The 22,689-nt window shown below is 60.5% G+C and carries 20 protein-coding genes and 1 pseudogene; 8 read left to right on the top strand and 13 right to left on the bottom strand.

Going from position 1 to position 22,689, the window contains the following annotated elements:
- Positions 1–105: 105 nt before the first annotated feature.
- The 4 genes from lapD to F8N21_RS25860 all read right to left on the bottom strand — a co-directional run bounded on the left by lapD (position 106) and on the right by F8N21_RS25860 (position 4,076).
- On the bottom strand, positions 106–2,046 hold the full coding sequence (lapD, locus tag F8N21_RS25875; RefSeq protein WP_150644834.1) for a cyclic di-GMP receptor LapD: 1,941 nt from the start codon (positions 2,044–2,046) through the stop codon (positions 106–108).
- Positions 2,047–2,071: 25 nt separating this feature from the next.
- Positions 2,072–2,779: a cysteine protease LapG gene (gene lapG, locus F8N21_RS25870; RefSeq protein ID WP_150644833.1), complete on the bottom strand. Its 708-nt coding sequence runs from the start codon at positions 2,777–2,779 to the stop codon at positions 2,072–2,074.
- 300 nt (positions 2,780–3,079) lie between these two features.
- Complete coding sequence (locus F8N21_RS25865) at positions 3,080–3,478, bottom strand: YbaN family protein (protein ID WP_150644832.1); 399 nt, start codon at positions 3,476–3,478, stop codon at positions 3,080–3,082.
- Between the two features lie 10 nt (positions 3,479–3,488).
- Positions 3,489–4,076, bottom strand: coding sequence for a YecA family protein (locus tag F8N21_RS25860; protein ID WP_150644831.1), 588 nt, complete (start codon positions 4,074–4,076; stop codon positions 3,489–3,491).
- Positions 4,077–4,391: 315 nt separating this feature from the next.
- Here F8N21_RS25860 and recQ point away from each other — a divergent pair, with 315 nt between their 5' ends.
- The 3 genes from recQ (at position 4,392) to F8N21_RS25845 (ending at position 9,074) form a co-directional block, all read left to right on the top strand.
- Entirely contained in the window at positions 4,392–6,518 is a 2,127-nt protein-coding gene (gene recQ / locus F8N21_RS25855) for a DNA helicase RecQ (RefSeq protein WP_150644830.1), read from the top strand.
- Between the two features lie 118 nt (positions 6,519–6,636).
- Positions 6,637–7,071, top strand: coding sequence for a MarR family transcriptional regulator (locus tag F8N21_RS25850; RefSeq protein ID WP_150644829.1), 435 nt, complete (start codon positions 6,637–6,639; stop codon positions 7,069–7,071).
- Positions 7,072–7,193: 122 nt separating this feature from the next.
- On the top strand, positions 7,194–9,074 hold the full coding sequence (locus F8N21_RS25845) for a FimV/HubP family polar landmark protein (RefSeq protein ID WP_150644828.1): 1,881 nt from the start codon (positions 7,194–7,196) through the stop codon (positions 9,072–9,074).
- A 143-nt stretch (positions 9,075–9,217) separates the two neighbouring features.
- Here F8N21_RS25845 and F8N21_RS25840 read toward each other — a convergent pair whose 3' ends face one another.
- Positions 9,218–11,407 carry a patatin-like phospholipase family protein gene (locus tag F8N21_RS25840; RefSeq protein WP_150644827.1) on the bottom strand — a complete coding sequence of 730 codons (2,190 nt, stop codon included), beginning with the start codon at positions 11,405–11,407 and terminating at the stop codon, positions 9,218–9,220.
- 70 nt (positions 11,408–11,477) lie between these two features.
- Here F8N21_RS25840 and F8N21_RS25835 point away from each other — a divergent pair, with 70 nt between their 5' ends.
- On the top strand, positions 11,478–11,777 hold the full coding sequence (locus F8N21_RS25835; protein ID WP_150644826.1) for a SelT/SelW/SelH family protein: 300 nt from the start codon (positions 11,478–11,480) through the stop codon (positions 11,775–11,777).
- 118 nt (positions 11,778–11,895) lie between these two features.
- Here F8N21_RS25835 and F8N21_RS25830 read toward each other — a convergent pair whose 3' ends face one another.
- The 3 genes from F8N21_RS25830 to F8N21_RS25820 form a co-directional block, all read right to left on the bottom strand.
- Positions 11,896–12,183, bottom strand: coding sequence for a hypothetical protein (locus tag F8N21_RS25830; RefSeq protein WP_150644825.1), 288 nt, complete (start codon positions 12,181–12,183; stop codon positions 11,896–11,898).
- A 190-nt stretch (positions 12,184–12,373) separates the two neighbouring features.
- Positions 12,374–13,261, bottom strand: a complete 888-nt coding sequence (locus F8N21_RS25825; RefSeq protein WP_150644824.1) for a DMT family transporter — start codon at positions 13,259–13,261, stop codon at positions 12,374–12,376.
- Positions 13,262–13,458: 197 nt separating this feature from the next.
- Positions 13,459–14,208: a helix-turn-helix transcriptional regulator gene (locus F8N21_RS25820; protein WP_150644823.1), complete on the bottom strand. Its 750-nt coding sequence runs from the start codon at positions 14,206–14,208 to the stop codon at positions 13,459–13,461.
- A gap of 135 nt (positions 14,209–14,343) precedes the next feature.
- On the opposite strand from F8N21_RS25820, the gene F8N21_RS25815 reads away from it, so the two are divergent.
- On the top strand, positions 14,344–15,165 hold the full coding sequence (locus F8N21_RS25815; RefSeq protein WP_150644822.1) for a UDP-2,3-diacylglucosamine diphosphatase: 822 nt from the start codon (positions 14,344–14,346) through the stop codon (positions 15,163–15,165).
- Between the two features lie 107 nt (positions 15,166–15,272).
- Here the strand turns inward: F8N21_RS25815 and F8N21_RS25810 are convergent, their stop codons facing one another.
- The gene (locus tag F8N21_RS25810) at positions 15,273–15,863 is read right to left on the bottom strand and encodes an HD domain-containing protein (RefSeq protein ID WP_150644821.1); all 591 of its coding nucleotides are present in this window, start codon (positions 15,861–15,863) and stop codon (positions 15,273–15,275) included.
- A gap of 98 nt (positions 15,864–15,961) precedes the next feature.
- Complete coding sequence (locus tag F8N21_RS25805) at positions 15,962–16,273, bottom strand: DUF962 domain-containing protein (protein WP_150644820.1); 312 nt, start codon at positions 16,271–16,273, stop codon at positions 15,962–15,964.
- Positions 16,274–16,433: 160 nt separating this feature from the next.
- Between F8N21_RS25805 and F8N21_RS25800 the strand changes: the two genes are divergently transcribed.
- Positions 16,434–17,495: an AraC family transcriptional regulator gene (locus tag F8N21_RS25800; protein ID WP_150644819.1), complete on the top strand. Its 1,062-nt coding sequence runs from the start codon at positions 16,434–16,436 to the stop codon at positions 17,493–17,495.
- Here the strand turns inward: F8N21_RS25800 and F8N21_RS25795 are convergent.
- Positions 17,452–18,906 carry a TrkH family potassium uptake protein gene (locus F8N21_RS25795; protein WP_150644818.1) on the bottom strand — a complete coding sequence of 485 codons (1,455 nt, stop codon included), beginning with the start codon at positions 18,904–18,906 and terminating at the stop codon, positions 17,452–17,454. The genes F8N21_RS25800 and F8N21_RS25795 overlap by 44 nt on opposite strands.
- Before the next feature lie 601 nt (positions 18,907–19,507).
- Here F8N21_RS25795 and F8N21_RS25790 point away from each other — a divergent pair.
- Positions 19,508–20,074: a nitroreductase family protein gene (locus tag F8N21_RS25790; protein ID WP_150644817.1), complete on the top strand. Its 567-nt coding sequence runs from the start codon at positions 19,508–19,510 to the stop codon at positions 20,072–20,074.
- A gap of 119 nt (positions 20,075–20,193) precedes the next feature.
- On the opposite strand, the gene F8N21_RS25785 is transcribed toward F8N21_RS25790, so the two are convergent.
- Together F8N21_RS25785 and F8N21_RS25780 are read right to left on the bottom strand one after the other, a co-directional pair.
- On the bottom strand, positions 20,194–21,534 hold the full coding sequence (locus F8N21_RS25785; RefSeq protein WP_150644816.1) for a sensor histidine kinase: 1,341 nt from the start codon (positions 21,532–21,534) through the stop codon (positions 20,194–20,196).
- A 66-nt stretch (positions 21,535–21,600) separates the two neighbouring features.
- Positions 21,601–22,041: a Spy/CpxP family protein refolding chaperone gene (locus F8N21_RS25780; RefSeq protein ID WP_150644815.1), complete on the bottom strand. Its 441-nt coding sequence runs from the start codon at positions 22,039–22,041 to the stop codon at positions 21,601–21,603.
- 415 nt (positions 22,042–22,456) lie between these two features.
- On the opposite strand from F8N21_RS25780, the pseudogene F8N21_RS25775 reads away from it, so the two are divergent.
- Positions 22,457–22,689, top strand: a pseudogene (locus F8N21_RS25775) (IS4 family transposase); the annotation flags it as partial.

Genomic DNA, 22,689 nt, shown 5'->3' with positions numbered 1-22,689 from the left:
AGATCCCATGTGGGAGCGGGCTTGCTCGCGATGAGGGCCTGGTAGTCAACATTGAGGCCAGCTGACAGTCTGCTATCGCGAGCAAGCTCGCTCCTACAGGGGAGGTTACATCGGCTCCGGCGGTCCGATCAATCGGCCCATCACGCCAAACAATCCCAGCTCCGTGATCACTTTCAGCTCTCCCTGGGTCTCGACCATCTCGGCAATCAGCGGCAGGTCGATGCTGTTGGTGGCGCGAAAGAGCGCTTCGATAAACAGGCGTTTGTCGCTCTGCTGGTCAATGTCGCGAATGTAGCTGCTGTCGATTTTCAGGTAGGCCAGCCCCAGCAGGGTGAGGTTGCCGATCTGGTTGAAGCTGCCGCCAAAATGTTGCAGGCCGATCCGGTAGCCGCTGGCTTGAAGGCTCTCGCTCAGTTGCTGCATTTCGGACGGTGGTGGCAGATCGCGTTCGTCGATTTCCAGGGTCAGCAAGGGAGCGAGGTCGGGGAGGGCATGGAGCATGCTCAGGATCTGGTGCAGGTGCGCTGCATCACGCAAGGTGCTGCCGGAAAGACTCAGCGCCAGCGGCCAGGGATGTTCGACGAGGTAGTCGAGGGTGTGTTCGAGCATCGCCAGGTCGAAGCGCGCCGACCAGCCCAGGCGCTCGATCCATGGCAGGAAGTGTCCGGCGGCAATGGCTTTGCCCTCGGGGTCGAGCAGGCGGGCCAGCACCTTGTGGTGCAACACCTGGCTGGTATCGGCGCACTGCACCACCGGTTGGAAATACAGCTGCATTTTGCCGTGGCTGAGGGCGTCATCAATCCAGTTGCGCCAGTCGTGCTGAGTCTGGCTCGGCGCGCCATTGAAGTGCGCCAGATGGGCCCAGGGTCGCTCCGGATGGCGCTGGGCCTGAGTCAGCGCTTGATCGAGGCGCAGCAGCACAGTGCCAGCGAGTTCACCCGGCTGGTAGGCGACTATTCCCAGGTGCGCCACCGGCATGCTGTCACTGGCGCCGGTAAGGCGCAGGTTTTCCAGGGTCGCGCTGATTTCGGCGGCCAAGCGTGCGGCGTCTTTGCTGTCCAGACCGGGGGCCAGCAGGCTGAATTCGCCGCCGCGGTTGCGCGCGGCCAGCCAATGACGGCGATCCAGTTGCTGGGTCAGGCGTTTGAGCAACTCGCCGATCGCCTTGATCAAGTCATCGGTACGCTGGCCGCCCAGGCGCTGGTTAAGACCGGCCAGGTCATTGACTCGCAGCATCAACAGGTGACCGGCGCTACTCTGTTCGGTGACCAATAACTGCTCGGTCAGCTGTTCATCCAGCAGGCGCCGATTGGCCAGCCCGGTGAGGCTGTCCTGGTAGGACTCGGCCCGCAGTTTTTCGCTGCGGGCGGCCTCTTCGGCAAACAGCCCCTTAAGTTTTTCGACCATCTGATTCATGGCCAGTACCACACGTTTGAGCTCCGGCGTGCGGGGCAGTTGTGGCAGGCTGAGGAACTCGCGCTTGCTGATGGCTTCGGCCTGATTAACCATGCTATCGAGCGGGCGCAACTGCCGGCGCAGCAACCAGCCACCAAACACTGCGCTGAGCAACCCGCACAGCAGCAACCAGACCAGGCTGCCGAGGGCGCTGTCCCAAAGTCTGGCCAGGGCGAACTGTGGATTGCTCAGCACTTCGACCCGCGCGGCTTGCTCCCAGCCGCGCATGATCAGCGCGTCGCCACCCTGCGGGCGCAAGTTCACCAGCTGCACGAACCAGTCCGGTATATCGTCGGCAACGGTGGACAGACTGCGCTCCACCAGGGGCTGTTCATCGGCGATGTTCACCACCCGGATGCTGGCGAAGTAACCGCTGTCAAAGATCGAACTGACCATCAGCTCAATCATCGCCGGATCATCGACTTGTGAGGTCAACGAGAGCCCCAGTGCGGTGGCGGCATCCTGGGCGTGAGAGCGCAACTGGCCGAGCATCTGATCGCGCGAGCTCTCCAGACCGACAAAAAAACTGCCGCTGAACGCCACCAGCAGGAACAGGCAGATGGCGAGAAACAACTGTTTGAGTAGCGACATGCAGTGCTCCTTGTCGTTGGCGGCGTTAGCCTTCACCCATGTTGAAGCCTTCGGCCTGCATCTTTTTCAGCACGTCCTGCCAGCGCGAGAGTTTTTTCGAGTCGCTGCTGCGTTTACCGCCATTTGCCCCAGGCAAGTACAGGCCTTCGGCGTTGAAGGCGTACACCGCCAGCAGGTCTTTGCGTTGTGACGCGGGACGGATTTCGTCGATCAGATTGTCCAGCACCAATGGCTCGGCAGTGGGGCTGGCGTAGTAGGTCAGCACCATGTGCGCCTGGTTGCGGGTCAGTGCCTTGACGTAAGTGATGCGCAGTTTTTCGCTGAGAACCCCTAGGTGGCGCAGGCTGAAGTATTTGGCCAGCGCGTAGTCTTCGCAGTCACCGGCACCCTTGATCAGTGATTCGACGGGCGTTGCCCAGTAGTCGATCTGATGCCAGACAAGCGGATCGTCCTGGAAGCTCAGTTGTTGATTGAAAAAACTGTTAACGGCGCCAAGCTGCTCGTGCTCCGATTGTTCTGCTTCGCTTTGCAGCATCTGGTTCCAGGCCTCGACCCGCCCCTTGGCCGGGCCGAGGGCGCCATAGCGTTGCTCGGTGGTTTGCAGGATCAGCGAAAAATTCCAGTTCGCCCGGACATTGTCCAGGCCGACCAGCAGAAACCCCGATACCAGCAGCCATCCGCCGAGCCGAAGTCGGAGCGTTGACCATCCTGGACTACGCGGACTGCCGGACATGTCTGGCTGCTCATGTGCAGATGTCTGAAGTCTAGGCGCTGTTTTCTGAAAGGTCTGACAGATTGTGGTTGGCGCGAGGTGGGTGGAGAACACCTGTGGCGAGGGGGCTTGCCCCCGCTCGGCTGCGAAGCAGTCGTAAAATCGGTGAGCGCGGTGTCCCTGATACAATGCGTTTGCAGGTTTTAGGGCCGCTGCGCGCCCCAGCGGGGGCAAGCCCCCTCGCCACAGGTTTTGGGTCCGGCGCGAGTTTTTCGTAACTGACTGGCACTGGTGCAAGCCCCTTCACCACAAGATCCCGTCTCAAGACCTGTGCAAAGTCTTCTGCCGCAGAATATAAATCGTCACCAGCACCGCACTGGTCAGCATGATGCCGCGAGCCCAGGGCAGGGGCACCAGCAGGCAGGACAAGCCTATGCTCAGCCACATCACGCCGATGGCATAGACCTTGCCCTTGAGCGGGATGCCGTTGCCGTCGAGGTAGTCACGCACCCACGGGCCGAGCCGTGGATGCTCGACCAGCCATCGATAGAAGCGCGGCGAACTGCGGGCGAAACAGGCGGCCGCCAGCAGCAGGAAAGGGGTGGTGGGCAATACCGGGATGAATATTCCGATCACCCCCAGTGCGACGCTGAGCCAGCCGATGGCCAGCAGAACGTAACGCACTATCAGGGGGCGGTTGCCTATGGGGTTTTGCGCCATAGGCACAGCCTCAGTGGTGACGAGGCTTGAGAATCGCCGGTTTTTCGTCCGGTGCATTGCACAGCAGGTACAACGCGGTCAGGGCTTCAGGAATCTGCACGATCATGTCGTCCATCAGGTTGGCATCGCTGGCGATGTCGGAAAATTCCGGCTGTTCATCGAACAGACCGGAACCAACCATGATCGGCAGGAGCATTTCGCTGACTTCGTCCTCGGCGGTTTCGAACCAGGCCGCTTCACGCAGGAACACGCCTTCCATGAAACCGATGCACCAGCCGCGCAGGTCGGAGTCGTCCGGATCTTCGCCGAGTTCCAGTTCGCACGGCAGCTCGAATTCTTCATCGGACGCCAGTTGCCGGGCGATGTGGGCCTTGAGCAGCACCAGGGTGGCTTCGATCACTTCACGCTCGGCGTCATCGGCGTAATGCGGCTCTTCGGCGAACAGCGCGTCGATCCACTCACGCTCGGGAACGTCCTCGGAACAGATCGAGAGCGCAGTCAGATAGCCGTGGGCGGCCACGTAGTCCAGCGCCTCGTCGTGCAGCTCGTCGGCGTCGAGGAAGACTTGCAGGCGGGTTAGTTGCTCAGCGAAGGACATTAAAGGGCTACCTTGGGAATATTCGATGCTGAATTCTAGGCCTTCTTGAGCGCTCAAGCCAGCCGCCGGGCAGATTTGCCTGCATTCAAAACTGGCCCTGGCGCGGCCCGGGCTACGAGGAATGTGTCGAGCCTGGCGGCTATTCGTCAGTGGCGCCCTTTGCCGGGAAGGCGTCGGGTATACTGCCGCGTTTTGTAATGCCCTGCAGGTGTGGCGAGGAATCGGGAAAATTCCGCTTACGACTTTTTCCGTGAAGACCGTGGCTTTTTCATCCAGCCTGTACAAAGGGATATACGGCACTATTGGGAGTTTTTCATGCTCGAACAGGCTCAGCGCGTCCTCAAGGACATCTTCGGCTACGACAGTTTTCGTGGCCGCCAGGGTGCGATCATTGAGCGCGTGGCCGGTGGTGGCGACGCCCTGGTGCTGATGCCTACCGGCGGCGGCAAGTCCTTGTGTTTCCAGGTCCCGGCGCTGCTGCGCGAAGGTTTGGCGGTGGTGGTGTCGCCGTTGATCGCATTGATGGACGACCAGGTCGCGACCCTGGAAGAGCTGGGCGTTGCCGCAGCCGCCCTGAACTCCACGCTGAGCGCCGAGCAGCAGCGCGACCTGGCGACGCGAATCAAGCGTGGCGAAGTGAAAATGCTCTATCTGGCCCCCGAACGTCTGGTCCAGCCGCGGATGCTGGCGTTCCTGCAGAGCCTGGAAATCGCCCTGTTCGCCATCGACGAAGCCCACTGCGTCTCTCAATGGGGCCATGACTTCCGTCCGGAATACCTGCAACTGGGGCAATTGGCGGAGTTGTTTCCCAATGTGCCGCGCATCGCCCTGACCGCTACCGCGGATATGCGAACCCGCGAGGAAATCGTCAATCGCCTGCATTTGCAGGACGCCGAGCGTTTCCTCTCGAGTTTCGACCGCCCGAACATTTTCTACCGCATCGTGCCCAAGGAGCAGCCGCGCAAGCAGTTGCTGGCGTTCCTGTCGGAGCGGCGCAGCGATGCCGGTATCGTCTATTGCCTGTCGCGCAAGAAAGTCGATGAAGTGGCCGCCTTCCTGTGTGAGCAAGGTTATCCCGCGCTGGCGTACCACGCCGGGTTGCCCAACGAAACACGGGCCTTCAACCAGAAACGCTTCCTCAATGAGGAAGGCCTGATCATGGTCGCCACCATTGCTTTCGGCATGGGGATCGACAAACCCAACGTACGTTTTGTCGCGCATCTGGACTTGCCCAAGTCCCTTGAAGCCTATTATCAGGAAACCGGTCGTTCCGGCCGTGACGGTCTGCCCGCGGATGCCTGGATGGCCTACGGCCTGCAAGACGTACTGATGCTCAAGCAGATGCTGCAAAAATCCGAGGGCGATGAACGCCACAAGCGTCTGGAGCAGCACAAGCTCGACGCCATGCTGGCGCTCTGTGAAGAAACCCGCTGCCGACGCCAGACCCTGTTGGCGTATTTCGACGAAGACATGCCGCAACCTTGCGGTCACTGCGACAACTGCGTCGACGGCGTGCAAACCTGGGACGCCACCGAGCCTGCACGGCAGGCCCTTTCGGCGATCTTCCGCACCGGCCAGCGGTATGGCGTCGGGCATCTGGTGGATGTGCTGCTAGGCAAAGACAACGAAAAAGTGCGCAGCATCGGCCATCAACATCTTTCGGTGTTTGGGGTCGGCAAGGCACGGGCCGAGGGCGAATGGCGCTCACTGTTCCGCCAACTGGTCGCTCGTGGTCTGGCCGACGTCGACCTGGAAGGCTATGGCGGCCTGCGCTTGAGCGACAGTTGCCGGCCATTGCTCAAAGGCGAAGTCACCCTGGAGCTGCGTCGCGACTTGAAACCGCAAACCACCGCGAAAAGCAGCACCAGTCAGGCCAGCCAGCTGGTTCGCGGCGAAGAGCGCGAGCAATGGGAAGCCTTGCGTGCCCTGCGCCGCAAACTGGCCCAGGAGCATGGCGTGCCGCCTTATGTGATCTTTCCCGATTCGACCTTGCTGGAAATGCTCCGCAGCCAGCCCGGTTCCTTGCCGGAAATGGCCAAGGTCAGCGGCGTCGGTGCGCGCAAACTGGAGCGTTACGGCGAGGCCTTCCTCGAAGTACTGGGCGGCCAGGCCGAGACCCCGAAAGTGGTCGCCGATATTCGCCACGAACTGATTACCCTGGCCCGCGCCGGCATGACGCCGATGCAGATCGCCGGCCAGCTGCAGTGTTCGGAGAAAAACGTCTATACCTTGCTCGCCGAGGCCATTGCCAAGCAGCAGTTGTCACTGGAGCAGGCGCTGGATCTGCCGGAAGACCTGCTCAGTGAAATTCAGGACGCGTTCCTCGATGCGGAGGGCGAACTACCCCCTGTGGCAGAAATCATCCCGCTGTTTTTCGGGCGGGTTCCCGAGGGCGTCCTCTACTGCGTGCGCGCGGCCTTGCAGGCGGAATTCGAGATTTGAGAGATCGATTGGGTGATGTAACGATTCAGTACATAGCAAGCCTTGCCTCGCGCCAAGGGTCATGCTTAGCTGGCTAATAATTAGTTTTTCTCTATTTCAGTCTAATCATGAGTGTTTTATGCCGTTCACCGATCAACACCGTTTTGGCATGCAGTTGGCACAGATGTCTCGAGGCTGGCGTGCTGAACTGGATCGCCGTCTGGCCGGGCTTGGCTTGTCCCAGGCTCGTTGGCTGGTGCTGCTGCATCTGGCACGTTTTGAAGAAGCGCCGACCCAACGTGAGCTGGCCCAAAGCGTGGGTGTCGAAGGTCCGACCCTGGCGCGTTTGCTCGACAGCCTGGAGTCCCAGGGCCTGGTGCAACGTCAATCGGTTCTGGAGGATCGTCGGGCGAAAAAAATCGTCCTTTGCGCGCCGGCCCGGCCATTGATCGAACAGATCGAAACCATCGCCACCGCGTTGCGTCATGAGTTGTTCCAAGGTGTCGACGAAGAAGACTTGCGCATCTGCATGCGGGTACATGGGCACATTCTGGCCAACCTGGAGAAATCCTGAGGCATGACCCCCTGCAGATTGTTAAAGTTCAGCGGTTGGCAGACGACATACCAGATCTACCGTGTGCTCGTGCAGGACGCGTGAGCGCTTTCCAGTTGGTTTCGGTTACCCAAGGGATGCCTATGCTCCGAAGTTTGCAGTCTGCGTTGCACTGTTGCGGCAGATACCACTCCTCCAGAAAAACGCCCTGGCTGTTCACCCTGCCTTCGCTCTTGCTGGCTGCCAGTGCCTTGGGTTACTCGGCCCTGGTCCCGGCGTTGGGGTTGGGCGAGATCACGCTGCGCTCGGCCTTGACCCAGCCCCTCGATGCCGAGATCGCCCTGCTGGAGCCTGGGGAGTTGAGCGAAGGCGAAATGTCCGTGAGCCTGGCGACGGCCGAGGAATTCGGTCGCGCCGGTGTCGAGCGGGTGTTCTTTCTCAATGACTTGCGGTTCACCCCGATCCTGCAAGGCAACCGCAGCGTGATTCGGGTGGTCTCGAACAAGCCGGTCACTGAGCCTTTCCTGAATTTCCTGGTGCAAGTGAACCAGCCCGGCGGGCGTTCGCTGCGCGAATACACGGTATTGATCGACCCACCCGGTTCACCGGGAATCGAACCCAGGAGCAAGCCCGCAAGCAATCTTGCGCCGGTGTCGCCTGCCAATCCCCAGTCATCCGCGCAAGCTCCCCGCAAAGCAGCAACGGCGGTGCCGGCAAAGCCAGACGACGCACAAGCAATTGCCTTGGCAGCGGCGCAGCAGCAGGCACTCACCGCCGAGCAGTTGGCCAGCAGCGTGCTGGAGAACCAGCACCTGCAAGCGACCGTCGCTGAGCAGCAGGCCAGGCTTGCGACTCAGGATGAGGAAATCGTTGCCGGAAAAAAAGTAATCGTTGACCTGCAAACCCGATTGGCCGAAGTTCAGGCACCCCCTGCCAGTGCTGCTGCACCTGTCGCACCGGCGCCAGTAAACATGCCGCCTGTTGCCGAGTCCGATGAGACCGGAGGATCGAACTTTTGGCTGATGGCGGGTCTGGTGCTGCTGTTGTTGCTGTTGATCGTCGCATTCTGGGTGCGCCGTCAGCGCTCTCACACTCAAACGCTACCCGAGCCGCTGCCTCTGCCGCCGGTGGCCCCTGAGCCGGTTGTCAGTCGAGTGGAGCCCCAGGAAGCACAAGCGGCTGATGATCAAACCGGTCAGCGGGTTGCACCGCGCAAGGCACCCACCCAAGCGTCCGATGTCCTTGAAGGGGTCCGGCTCTACCTTGCCTATGGCCGCCTTGACGAAGCCGTGGGGATCTTGCGCGAGGCGCTGCTCAAGGAGCCGGAACGACTCGACCTGGGCCTGCGATTGCTGGAGGTTCTCGGGCAACAAGGCGCGGTTGCAGCGTATGCCGAGCAGGAAAGCCGATTGCGCGAGTCAGGAGTCGACGAAGAAGCCCTGCAAGACATTCGCCAGCGCTTTGCGAAACTGTCGAGCGCTTCGGGAGGCGCACCCCAGGTTTTGGCGGCCTCGGTGGCGGCAGTACCCGTCAGTGCCGCACTGGATGAGTTCCAGCTGAACCTGGATGACCTGTCGATAGACTCGGACTGGAATCTGGTCAGCCCGTTCGACGCCACGCCGTCGGTACGCCCCACCTCGGTCACCCATACGACACCCGACTTCGACCCGCTTTTTAACTCGAATTTGAATGAACTGCCTGAAGTATTCGAGATGTCTGACGAGCCGTTTCTGAGTGACTTCAGCGAGCCTGAACCAGCTTCTACGTCGGAAACGGATGCGCTGGACGAAGCCTTTCTCGACAGTTTCGCCAGTACCCCGCTAGCGTTGGAGATCGAGCCGTTGTCGGTGGATTTCGATACGCTGGAACTTGAGCAGGACGGTGCCGGTAAATTGCAGCAGGCGCAGGGTTGTATCGACGACGGTGACCTGGACAGCGCCAGTCGTTTGCTCATTGAGTTGCTTGAAGAAGGCGACGAGCCCCAACGCCGGACCGCGCGTAATTTGTTGGCGAGAATGGGTTGAGACCATAGGCCTATTGGGTCGCCCCAAAAGATCGCAGCCTGCGGCAGCTCCTACGCCGAGCCGGTGCCCCTTTGAAATAACGGGTGTACGCAATACCCGTAGGAGCTGCCGCAGGCTGCGATCTTTTTTGGGGCAACTCGGTGTTAGAACGTCTGCCCCAGATTCAGGTAAAGCGCCTGCTGATCGTCATCATTCAACCCATAGCTGAAGCTCAACGGTCCCAGCGGCGTATCGAACCCGAGGAAGATGCTGGCGGCGTTGATGTATCCGCTGTCGAACTGGTTGTCGTTGTTCCAGGCCCGGCCGCGCTCGAGTGAGCCGCCGATGTACAGCGGGAAATCCAGCGGCAGATAGGAGCGTGGGGTCAGGCGCCGGTAGTAAACGGCGCGGGCCAGGCTGATGTTCTGCCCGGAGATCGCATCCTGGCGGAAACCCGAGAGCTGCCGAGCGCCACCGAGCAGGAAGCTCGAAGTCACCACGTCGGCTTCATCCAGCGTGCGCCCGAAACGCCCACCGAGGATGAAGGTGTCCGGTCCGCTGCTCAAGGCTTTGTCCAGTTTGAATTCCCATTGCCGGTAGCGTTTGTCGGAGCCCAGTTGCGGTTCGAACTGACGCAATGTCAGGCCAATGTCTTCCCCTGCGTGGGGGAAGTACACATTGTCCAGTGTGTCGAATGAGTACTTGAGCTCATAGAAACCCTCGTTGAAGCTCTCGCTGGGCAGCTCCTGGTCGCCGATACGCACTTTAGCCTTGCCCCAGGCCTCGCCGACGCCGAAGCGAATCTCCCCGCTGTTGCCGATCTGGCGTCCGACGTTCAGGCCGAAGCCATAACGCTCGAGGCGATACTGGGCTATTGGGTCGTTGTCCAGGATGGTTTCGACGTTTTGCGATTCGATCGCGGCATTAGGGGCGATGAAATAGCGCGAACCGACGTCCAGAGGTTGATAGAACTCGCTGTACAGTTCCTGTTGATCGCCGATCTGCGCCCGGGTCAGCCATTCGGCGCCAAGACGGTTGATGCCATTGACCCGATAGCTGGCGCCGAGATTGAAGGCGCTGTCACCCCGCAGGTCGTCGGACAGATTGATCCCCAGGCGCAGGTAATCGGTACCACTGCGTTTGCCATGTGCATTGATCACCAGGCTATGGTCCTGGCCCTTGTGCACCACCCGGTATTGCACCTGATCGAAGTAGTCCAGGCCATACAGGGTGCCCATGTCGGTCTGCAGGCGATCCAGGTCCAGCGGCTCACCGATGTGCTGGCGGATGTAATAGCGGATCACCTCGTCAGCGACTTTCGAGTCGTTTTCGACCTTGATTGCGGTAATGACCGGTGTGCGCTGGCCGGGAGTCCGGGCCGCGGCCAGCTGCGCATCGACCGGTTCGTCCGGGCGCAGGCGGGACAGTCGCGCATCGAGGATGCGCGTGGCGCGGTAACCGGCGTCGATCATTTCCCGGGTGCGGCCGAAGTCGGCGACGCCGAAGCTGGCCAGCGACGGTTGGATCAGCACGTCATCCGGGTGCAAGGTGGCCAATTGTTCTTCGGAGTTGCGACGGGTCATCAGGGTGATCGACTGGTTCAGTACATCGACCACGGTGGTCAGCTGATTGCGGGGGCTCAATGTGGTACCGATGTCGACTACGATGGCGATATCGACGCCCATCTCCCGAGCCACATCCAGCGGGATGTTGTCGGTCATGCCGCCGTCCACCAGCAAGCGTCCGTTGAGTTCCACCGGTGCGAACACCGCCGGAATCGACACGCTTGCGCGAATCACCTGGGGCAGGTGGCCCTTGCGGAACACCACTTTTTCGCCGCTGGCGATGTCGGTGGCGACGGCACGGAAGGGGATTGGCAGTTTGTCGAAGTCGCGGGTGTCACTGGTGTGTGCCAGCATGCTTTCCAGCAGCAAGGCGAGGTTCTGCCCCTGGATCACCCCCAGTGGCAAGCCGAGACTGCCGTCATCGCGAAAGCTCAACTTCTGTTTCACCAGAAAGTCGCGGTCATCCTGTTTGCGCCGGAACGGCACGTCCCGCCGGGGCGGGGCATCGGACAGCGCTTGCTGCCAGTTGATGCTCAGCGCCAATTTCTCCAGCTCGTCGATCTTGTAGCCAGAAGCGTAGAGCCCGCCGATCACCGCGCCCATGCTGGTGCCGGCGATGGCGTCGATTTTCACCCCTTGTTCTTCCAGGGCCTTGAGCACGCCGATATGCGCCAGCCCGCGAGCCGCGCCACCGGACAGCACCAGGCCGATATTCGGTCGAGGCGTTTCGGCCGCTTGCACGAGCAACGGGCACAGGCACAGCAACAGGCAGGACAACAGGCGGCGCATCTTCAGTCTCGGGCCGGCGATAATGGCGGCTATTATAGCGACGCCATCAAGCTCGGGAGTTCAGCGCATCATGACTGGTAACAAAGCGGAAGTCGTCATCACCTACTGCACGCAATGCCAATGGCTGTTGCGCGCCGCCTGGCTGGCCCAGGAGTTGCTCAGTACCTTTGGCGACGATCTGGGTAAAGTCTCCCTGGTGCCTGGAACGGGCGGGATTTTTCACATCGCCTGCGACGGCGTGCAAATCTGGGAGCGCAAGGCCGACGGTGGCTTTCCCGAGGCCAAGGTACTCAAGCAACGGGTTCGCGATCAGATCGACCCGCAACGCGACCTCGGGCATAACGACCGCGGTCAGTCCCAGGTTGATTGACAGGGCACCAGCGCAAAAAAAAGTTGAAGGACAATATCCAGGTCACGATTCGCGGATGACCCCGACTTGCCCCTCAACTTATCCTCGGCACAGGCACTGACAAGCTTCTGCTCGAAGCTTATCTGGCGCCTAGTTTGGATTTAATCAATCCGGCAATAAACATCAGGATCGCACCGCCAGCACCACCGCCGCCGACGCTGCTGATGATGGAAGGAAGATCCAGTGCACCACCGGTTGCGGCAGCGGGTTCGCCGGTCAGTGCGGCTAGCACTTGCCCGAGAACAATCCCGCCGATACCACCAAAGATGGAGTTGAGCAGCGGTCCCATGCTTTGTTTACTCATGCCGGCCACATTGCCGCCGACTACACCGCTGATGATCTGAATGATCAGGCTGATGATTTCCATGCTGTATTCCTTTAGCGCATTGATTGGATGACAACTCGCATCCAGCTACTTCAAGGAATAATGCCGCTGTATCGAGCAGTCTGTATCCGTAAAACGACGGCAAACTGTTGCGGATAACCGCAGTATAGGTGGGTAATGTTCTTGTGCCAGTTTCCACCGGTGGTCATCGCTTCACGCCAGGTATGAGTCCTCAGTGGGCTGAAGCGGTCTGCGGGGTTTTTTTGCCGGGAGTGCCCAGGCTGCTGGATACCACGATGGCAACGATGATCAAGGCGCCGCCGAGCAACATGCGCATGGTCGGATTTTCACCGAACAGCAGCCAGGCGACGCTAATCCCGTAGACCGGCTCCAGGGCAAAGACGACCGCCGCAGTGCGCGCCTTGATCACCGCCAGGCTGGCGACGAACAGGCTGTGGGCCAGACCGGTACAGAACACCCCAAGCAAACTTATCCACAGCCAGTCGATGGCGCGGACTTCGCTCAGCTGCGGTGCGGCGACCGGCAGCAGACACACGGCGACCACGACGTTCTGGCACAGCGCGGCCTGGACTGGCGGAATCCGTCCGGAGCTCGCGCGGTTGGTCAGCGACAGCAGGGCGAACAGCAAGCCCGAACCCACGGCCCAGAGCAAACCGCAGGTGGCCTCGCTGGCGAGGTCGAAGTCCGGGGTGACCAGCACCAGGCCGACACTCACCAGCACCACCAGCAGGATCTCGTTGGCGCGGATTCGTTCGCGGAAAACCAGTCCTTCGAGGATCACGGTAAACGCCGGGAAGCTGGCAAAGCCCAGGGTCGCGATCGCCACGCCGGCCACTTTCACCGCGATGAAGAAGCTCACCCAGTGCCCGGCCAATAACAGGCCGCTGAGCAGCAGACGGCGCCAGTCAGTGGCCTGCAGTTGTTGCCAGCCAGTGCGGCTGGCAAAACGTGCGAAGAACGCCAGCGCGACCACCGCGAAGGCGGCACGGCCAAACACGATAACGGCTGGCGAGGCGGCGGCGAGTTTGCCGAACACACCGGTCAGGCCGAACATCAGTGCGCCGATATGCAGGGCGCCAAGGGCGGTACGCGGAGTCATTGCAATCCTTGATAAACGAATTGAGCATGGCAGACGACGTTATCAACGATAAACCCCGTCCCCGTAGGAGCTGCCGCAGGCTGCGATCTTTTTCGGGATCACCGCAGATCAAGATCAAAAGATCGCAGCCTGCGGCAGCTCCTACACGATGACCGTCCTTCTCACGTGCGTCTGTCGCGATCCTCGCGTCTTTTGTCTCAAGACTCGCGGCGCAATGTGCCGGGCGAGGCGCCGAACTCGCGCAGCACCGCTGCAGCGAACGCGCTCTGGGAGCTGTAGCCGACTCTGTTGGCGACTTCGCCGATGGGCAGCGCGGATTCGCGCAACAGTCTCACGGCGATGTGCAGCCGCCGACTGCGGATATAGTCCATTGGCGTCTGGCCGCATTCGGCGATAAAGCGTGCGTGCAGGCGTGCGCTGGAGAGACCGGCGACCCGGGCGAGGTCGGCGACTTGCAACGGGTAGGCGGCGTATTGATCGATATGCGCGTTCAGCGCGGCATAGGGCAAGCGTCGACCGCCGACGCTGTTCGGCGCAGCATCATTGAGGCTGGCCAGTAACAGCACGGCACCCTGCTGAGCGATCAGCGGGTCATTCACCGGGCTGCCGGCCAGCCAGCTGACCAGTTGGCTTTGCCCGGCATTCAATGGCTGCCGACCCGGATTGTCGAGCAGGCGGCGACTGGCATCGGCGTGCTCGCCCAAGGAGTGGATGACCCAGTGATCGCTGGGCACATCCAGCACCAGGCAGCGGCTGCCGTTCGGGCTGCCACAGGCGTGGTGGGCGTCTGCCGGGACCACCACGAAACTCTGTTGCACCACCTGGCTGCCGCGGCCATCGACCTCGAAGTCGAGCTGGCCCGACAGGCCGAACACCAGTTGCGCGTGTTCATGGCTGTGGACGATCAAGTCGTGGCTGTATTGGCGTAGCGTGAGGATCGGTCTCATCGCAGTCTCCTTGGCAGACCGGCATTCTACACCGGCACCGCCAAGGCGTTCGCTGTCATCAGGCTGCCGCATTAGTGTCATGGGCTATTAATCGCCGTGGCGCAAGCTCGCTGAAAATACCGCAGAGGTTTGCCCATGACCAGCGCTGAGCTCACCCGACCCAGCCGTAAGCAACGCGTGCGCACACTGTGGATTTCCGATGTGCATCTCGGAACCCGGGATTGCCAGGCGGAGCACTTGGCACACTTTCTCAAGGGCTATCACGCGGACCGGGTCTATCTGGTCGGCGACATCATCGATGGCTGGAAGCTGCGTAGCGGCATGTACTGGCCCCAGGCGCACAGCAACGTGATTCGGCGATTGCTGACCATGAGCAAGCGCGGTACCGAGGTGATCTATGTCACCGGCAATCACGATGAATTCCTGCGACGCTATTCGAAGCTGATCCTGGGCAATATCCAGCTGGTCGACGAGGCCATCCATATCACCGCCGATGGCCGGCATTTGCTGGTGATCCACGGTGACCAGTTTGATGTGATCACTCGTTATCACCGCTGGCTGGCGTTTCTCGGCGACTCGGCCTACGAGTTCAGCCTGACTCTTAACCGCTGGTTAAATCACTGGCGCGCGCGGTATGGCTACGGTTATTGGTCGTTGTCGGCCTACCTCAAGCGCAAGGTCAAAACCGCGGTCAGTTTTATCAGCGACTTTGAAGAGGCCATCGCCCACGAATGCACCAGGCGCGGCCTGCACGGGGTGGTCTGCGGGCATATTCACCATGCCGAAATCCGCAAGGTCGGTGAGGTGGATTACCTCAACTGCGGGGACTGGGTGGAGTCATGCACCGCGTTGATCGAGCACTGGGATGGCTCGATCGAGTTGTATCGGCTGGCCGATGCCCAGGCGCGGGAAGCGCAATTGAAGGCGGAGTTGGTGAAGGTTGCGCAGCCGGTGTGAACCCGAAAAGATCGCAGCCTGCGGCAGCTCCTACGCTGGAATGCGATCCCCTGTAGGAGCTGCCGAAGGCTGCGATCTTTTAACGGTTTCCCTGCTTCACACAATCCTCAGGCCGGCGAATGCTGTTCCATCGCCTCCTTGTAAATCGAATTCTTCGGCTGGGCAAACAAACGCTCCATCATCGGTTCGAAGAAGCTCAGGGGCAGGGTGTCGTAGCTCGGATCAAAGGCGGCAGCGTCGTACCTGGCGCAGAATTCGATGGTCTGCCGGTACTGTGGGTGTTGGCCGAATTGCTCGCGCAGATGCCGGTCCATCCCCAGGTAATGGAAGAAGTAATAGCCCTGGAAAATCCCGTGCTTTTCCACCATCCAGAGGTTTTCGGCGCTGACAAAAGGCTTGAGGATCGCCGCGGCGATGTCCGGGTGATTGTAGGAACCGAGGGTGTCGCCGATATCATGGAGCAGGGCGCAGACCACATATTCTTCGTCACGCCCATCGCGCCAGGCGCGGCTGGCGGTTTGCAGAGAGTGGGTCAGACGATCCACCGGGAAGCCGCCGAAATCCCCCTCGAGCAACTTCAGATGCGTGACGATTCTCGCCGGCAGTTGCCGGGCATAGGCACTGAAGTCTTTGGCAATGATCGCCCAGTCTTCCTGCGTGCCATCCTGCATATGAGTGAAGCGCGCACTGGCATTCATCCGCAATCCTCTTGTTTTTTTCACGGGACGTTCTGCAGTGTAAACCCTGGATCCAATCCCGCACTGGCTGCACGGGACGGGGTGATGACCCGGCGAGCCTAGAAGGCTACTTTGCCGAGGATCATGTCGCGGTACATGACGAAGTCGCCGAGCAGGCTGTAAAGCGGATGCTGGAAGGTGGCCGGGCGGTTCTTCTCAAAGAAGAAATGCCCGACCCAGGCGAAGCTGTAACCGGCCAGGGGCAGTGCCCACAATAGCAGCCAGGCCCCTTTGGCAATGGCCACGGCGAGAATCAGAATGACCAGACTGGTACCGATGAAGTGCAACCGACGACAGGTGCTGTTGCTGTGCTCACTTAAATAGTAAGGATAGAACTCGGAGAAGCTGTTGAAACGCTTGATGTTATCCACGACTGCAATCTCTGTGATTATTGTTCTGATGACCGAATGTGCTGCGGGAAGTTTATTTAAGTCTAGAGTCATCAGTGGCTACAGCCAGTGACAATAGACGCCACTTTTGTATCCTTCGAAAATCGGCCGTCGGATGCGGCTCATCATTTAAGAAGACGCCATGAGCGAAAGAACGACTTCTGCAAGCTGGGCGATGGGGATTGTCAAGGCACTGGAAATGGACGGCCTGGATTGCCGGGCAATGTTCAAGCAGCTGCGACTCGACTATGACGCTCTGGATGATCCGGATGCACGCTTTCCTCAGGACTCGATGACACGCCTGTGGCAGCTTGCCGTGGAGCTGTCGGGTAACCCGGCCATTGGCTTGAACATGGGCAAGGTGGTACGCCCGGCGTCCTTTCACGTCGCCGGTTATGCCTTGATGTCCAGTCGGACCCTGGCCGAAGGTTTTGAGCGATTGGTGCGCTATCAACGGATCATCGCCGAAAGCGCTGACTTGAGCTTTCGTCTTCTGCCTGAAGGTTATGCGCTGATTCTGACGGTGCATGGCGACCATCTGCCGCCGACCCGGCAGAGTGCCGAGGCCTCGCTGGCATGTGCCCTGGCGTTATGCGGATGGTTGACCGGACGTAATCTGCAGCCGCGCAAGGTGCTGCTCCAGGGCGCGCAACCGGTCAATCCCGAGCCCTATAAACAAGCCTTCCATGCACCCTTGGTGTTTGACGCGCCTTACGATGCGCTGATTTTCGAGCGTGCGGACATGGAAGCACCGTTGCCCACCGCCAATGAGGCGATGGCCCTATTGCACGACCGGTTTGCCGGGGAGTATCTGGCGCGATTCTCGGAAAGTCGCGTGACCCACCAGGCGCGGCAGGTGTTGTGTCGCTTGCTGCCACAGGGCGAGCCCAAGCGTGACACCGTCGCCCAGACCCTGCACCTGTCCCAGCGCACCTTGCAACGACGATTGCAGGAGGAGGGCACCAGCTTCCAGGCGCTGCTCGATGACACCCGCCGCGAACTGGCCGAGCAGTACCTCGCGCAGCCTGCCATGACCCTGCTGGAAATCGCCTATCTGCTGGGTTTTGCCGATCCGAGCAACTTCTTCCGGGCCTTTCGGCGCTGGTTCGATGCCACGCCCGGCGAATACCGGGCGCGGCTGCTGGGGACGCCGACTGTGCTCAATGACGCCAGAACGCTGGAATACACAGAACGAACACCGTAATGATCTCCAGGCGGCCGAGCAGCATGCCCAACGACAGAATCCACTTGGCGGCATCCGGCAGGGTGGAGAAGTTGCCGGCCGGGCCGATGGTCTCGCCCAACCCCGGGCCGACCCCGGAAACCGCACTGGCGGCGCCGGTCAGGGCGGTCATCCAGTCGACGCCGAGCAGCGACAGCAACAGTGCGATCACGCAGATGGTGATGGCGAAGAAGAACGAGAAGGTCAGGATCGAGCGGACGATTTCCTCGTCGAGCCGGTGCCCGTTGTACTTCTGTTTAATCACCGCTCGCGGATGGATCAGCTGATTAAGGTTGGCCTTGAGCAGGATGTAGGCGACCTGAAAGCGGAAGATCTTGATCCCGCCGGCGGTCGAACCCGAACAGCCACCGATAAAGCCCAGATAGAAGAACAACATCAGTGAGAAGTTGCCCCACAGGCTGTAGTCGCCCAAGGCAAAGCCGGTGGTAGTGACCACCGAGGTCACGTTCAGCGCCACGTGACGCAAGGCTTCCAGCCAATGCAGTTGGGTGGTCCACCAGTACCAGGTGCCTAGCACCAGCCAGGTCAGCAGCAACATGCCGAGCAGTCCCTGGACCTGTTCATCCTTGATCAGCGCCCGACGGTTGCCGCGCAACGTGGCCACATACAGGGTGAACGGCAGGGCGCCGAGAATCATGACGACGACCGCGACCCAATGCACCGCCGGCTCCGGCCACTTGGCCAGAGACAGGTCGGAGGTCGAGAAACCCCCGGTGGAAATGGCTGACATCGCGTGGTTGATCGCGTCGAACAGGCTCATCCCGGCCCACCAGAACGCCAGGCTGCCGAGGATGGTGATGCCGACGTAGGAACCCACGATCAGGCGGGCCACCATGTGCGAGCGTGGCATGACTTTCTCGGAGCGGTCCGAGGATTCGGTCTGGAACAGGCGCATGCCACCGATTCGCAGCAGCGGCAGAATCGCTACCGCCATGCCGATAAAGCCGATCCCGCCGAGCCAGTGCAGCAAGGAGCGCCACATCAGGATCCCCGGAGACATGGTGTCCAGACCGCTGAGCACAGTGGCCCCGGTGGCAGTGATGCCGGACATGCTTTCGAAAAACGAGTCGGTGTAACTGATGTGCTGGGTCAGCAGAAACGGCAACGCGGCAAACACGCAGACCACCAGCCAGCTGCTCACCGTGAGCAGGTACATGTCCCGCGGGCGCAGGTGTACGTGCTCGGGACGCCCGGGGATCACCAGTGCCAGCCCGGCGATAAAAGTGATCATGCTGGCCCAGAGAAACGACGGTAGATCGCCGGTGCGTTCGAAAATCACCAGCGTCGCCATGGGCACGACCATGCTGATGGCCAGAGTGATCAGGAAGATGCCGATAATGAAACCAATGATCCGTAAGGTCGGCAACGCCATGAAGTCCGCTCGGGCTGATAAGGGAAGGGCGCCATTCTACCTGCGGCGCAGGGCATGTAAACCGGCACCGTCCGCACAGTTAAAGCCAGGGGCCTGTGTGGCTAGTTCTGTTAGTCAACTTCGGCGCCAGAAGCCCATATCCTGCGTTGCTGTTCCTCGCCATAGCGGGCTATGACTCGTCACAGCGCCTTGGCTCTGGACTTCTGGCATCCGAATTTGAGCTAACGAAACTAGCCGTACAGGCCTGGAGAGCCTGTGTGGCTAGTTCTGTTAGCCCAACTTCGGCGCCAGAAGCCCATACCCTGCGTTGCCGTTCCTCGCCATAGCGGGCTATGACTCGTCACGGCGCCTTGGCTCTGGACTTCTGGCATCCGAATTTGAGCTAACGAACTAGCCGTACAGGCCTGGAGAGCCTGTGTGGCTAGTTCTGTTAGCCCAACTTCGGCGCCAGAAGCCCATATCCTGCGTTGCCGTTCCTCGCCATAGCGGGCTATGACTCGTCACGGCGCCTTGGCTCTGGGCTTCTGGCATCCGAATTTGAGCTAACGAACTAGCCGTACAGGCTCTAGAATACCCGGACATTTTTTTCAGGAGGTGGCCGATGCAGGCTCTCGACGCTTTGCTCAACCGTGTTTCCGTGCCGCGTGTGCTCGACCCGGCGCCCACTGCGGCGCAACGGGAGGTGCTGTTTGCGGCGGCTCTGCGGGCTCCGGATCACGGTCAGCTGCGGCCCTATCGCTTTTTGACAGTAGAAGGTGCGGCCCGCGAGCAAATGGGTGAATTACTAGCCGAAGCGGCGCAACTGCAAGGTGGCGAAGTACCCCAGGCCGCGCTGGACAAGGCCCGCGCCATGCCGATGCGCTCACCGCTGGTGGTGGTGGTCATTGCGCGCTTGCAGGATCACCCCAAGGTGCCGAAGTCCGAGCAATTGCTGTCTGCCGGCTGTGCAGCCCATGGCATCTTGCTGGCCGCTTATGCCCAGGGTATTGGTGCAGTGTGGCGGACCGGCGAATTATCCTACACCCCGCATGTGGCCAAAGGCTTGGGGTTGGCCGAGGACGAACAGGTGATTGCGTTCCTGTACCTGGGTACGCCGCTGAATGAACCGCGCACGGCACCGAAGGTGGATGTGGCCGAGTTTGTCAGTGGATGGTCGGGCAAGGTCTGAAGATCAAAAGATCGCAGCCTGCGGCAGCTCCTACAGGTCCTGCGTACACCCCGCAATGGTGTACGCGATCCGTGTAGGAGCTGCCGCAGGCTGCGATCTTTTTGGGCGCACCAAATAGCTTAAGGTTGAACCACAGCCCCAGGCTCCAGTGGCAAATCCAGGCTGGCAATAAATCCACCTTCCGGATGGTTGGCCAATATCAGGCTGCCGCCGTGCCGTTCCGCCGCCCGGCGAGCGATGGCCAGCCCCAGGCCATGGCCTGGGGCGGTCTGTCCGGGGGCGCGGTAGAAGGGTTCGGCCAATTGGCTCAGATGTTCAGCCTCAACCCCCGGGCCATGATCGCGCACGCTGATGACAATCCTTTCCCCCTGCCGCAATGCCAGCATTTCAATCGGCTGCCCCGCCGGGTTGAAGCGCTGAGCATTGCGCAGCAGATTATCCAGGGCCCGTTCTATCATCGTTGGCCAACCCTTGAGGCTCAGCTGTGATTCGGCTTCGAGCCTGACGTTTTGCTCGGCCGAGTTGAGCAGGGCGTCTTTCTGCAGGTTGTTCAGCAGCCCGTTGAGATCGATCTCTTCAGCGCTGGCGTTGTCGGCGTCGACCCGAGCCAGCACCAGGATTTCACTGATCAAGGCTTCCAGGCGATCACACTCGCGGGTCAGTCGTGGCCAGAGTTTTTCCCGCTCTTCGGGGCCGGCACGCTCAGCCAGGGCCAGGGCGATACGCAGTCGGGCCAAAGGTGAGCGCAGTTCGTGGGACACATCGCGCAGCAATTGCCGCTGGCTGCCGATCAGGCTTTGCAGGCGTGCGCCCATGCGGTTGAAGTCGTTGGCCAGGACCCCGAACTCGTCGCGACGGTTGGCCAGTTGCGCCAGACTGTTTTGTTGATAGGTGGTTTGCCCCAGGTCGTGCACCGCGCCGCGCAAACGGCTGAGCGGTCGAGTGATGGAAAAGGTCACCAACAAACTGAACAGGGTCAATACCACCAGCGCGATTCCCAGGGCACTGAGGGGCCAGAGCAGGCTTTCGCGGTGCCAGGCATCCAGTTCAGGATGGGCAATGCGGTAGATCAACAGGTAGGTTTCGCCGGTTTTCGGGCTGGTGTATTCGGCGGTCAGACGCCGCCATGGCAGGCGCCGGTCATCATTGTTGCGCCGCGCTTCGAAGGCCGCGGCGCGCTGCGGAAAGGTGCCACGTACCAGTGGGTCACCGCTTTCGTTGAGCACCTGAACGTCGATGTGATACTGGCGTTTGCGCTGCTCGAGAATGTCCTGGGCAGCGTCTTCGCCCTGGGCCTCGAAGGTTTGTGTCCACTCTTCGGCCAGGGTATTGAGGCCGGGATGTCGGCTGAGGATCCAGGCGTCCTGATTGAGCATGTGCCCAAGTAAAATCGACAGCCCGGCAACCAGGGCAATGGCCAACCAGAAACTGGCAAGGATGCGCCAGAACAATGAACGCACGGGAAGTCCTCAAACAAAGAAGCCCAACGGCGGGGGACCATTGGGCTGGGGGTGAACGCTAACGCATTATTGCGCTTTTTTAGGTTGTTGCGCTTTCCAGGCTTTGAACTCGGCCCATTCGGCGCGACGCTCAGCGTGTTTTTTCTGAATCGCGTCGAATTCCTTCTGTTGTTCAGGCTTGAGCAGGCCGCGAATTTCGCTTTCGGTTTTCTGGTGTTTGGCCGCCAACTCATCTTTCAGGGCTTTCTGCTCGGCTGCCGGGAGTTTTTCCAGGTAGGTGTCGATCAACTGGTGACGCGCACGCATTTGCTCGCCCATCAACTTGCCGATCTGCTGGCGCTGTTCGCGGCTCAGGTCCAGTTCGCTGTAAGGGCCTTTACCGTGCTGGCCGTGCTGACCGTGACGCGGGCCGTCCATCGGACCCATCGGGCCTGAGCCTTCTGGCATGGCCATGGCAACGGTCGGCAGGGCAGCAGCGAACATCAGAGCGATAAGAGTCTTGCGCATGGTGTATCTCCTTGTCTCGGTTCCCGGTGAGTCCGGATGAGTGCAGATTACCTGGATCAAAGTCAGCGGCGGTCAGTGAAGCGTAAAGCTTGAGTAAAGAGGTTGGCGGATGTACCCGGATTCATTGTGGGAGCGAGCTTGCTCGCGAAGGCGGCCTGGCAGCCGACCTGGCTCTCGCGGATGTACACAGATCTACTGTGGGAAATGGCTTGCCCGCGAAGGCGGCCTGACAGCCGACCTATCTTTTACTGGTGTACATATCCATTCCTGCGGTAACGGCCGCTTATGGTTTCGTTCTTACAACCAGCCCTTTCAAGGTCTTCGTTTAAACTCTCTCCCATCTACGGTCCAGGATGACGAAACGATGTGGGAAGAAGTCTTAGCGCGGTTTGAAAAAAAGGCACCGGCCAGTGTCATGGCCAAGTTGGCGCTGGAGCAGGCCATCCCGGCCGAGTGGGTCGATCAGGTGTTCGAGGAGCATCGTCAACGCCAGTACCCGCGTGAGCTTTTGTTTTCGACCATCGTTGAGCTGATGTCCCTTGTTTCATTAGGCTTACGGCCTTCCTTACATGCCGCTGCACGCCAGATGGATGATCTGCCGGTTACCTTGGCGGCGCTCTACGACAAGGTCAGCCGCACAGAGCCCGC

Source organism: Pseudomonas fluorescens, from assembly GCF_902497895.1.
GTDB classification, from domain to species: domain Bacteria; phylum Pseudomonadota; class Gammaproteobacteria; order Pseudomonadales; family Pseudomonadaceae; genus Aquipseudomonas; species Aquipseudomonas fluorescens_BP.
Note: the sequence above shows the minus strand (reverse complement) of the source record. Positions and strands in the feature narration are given on the sequence as shown.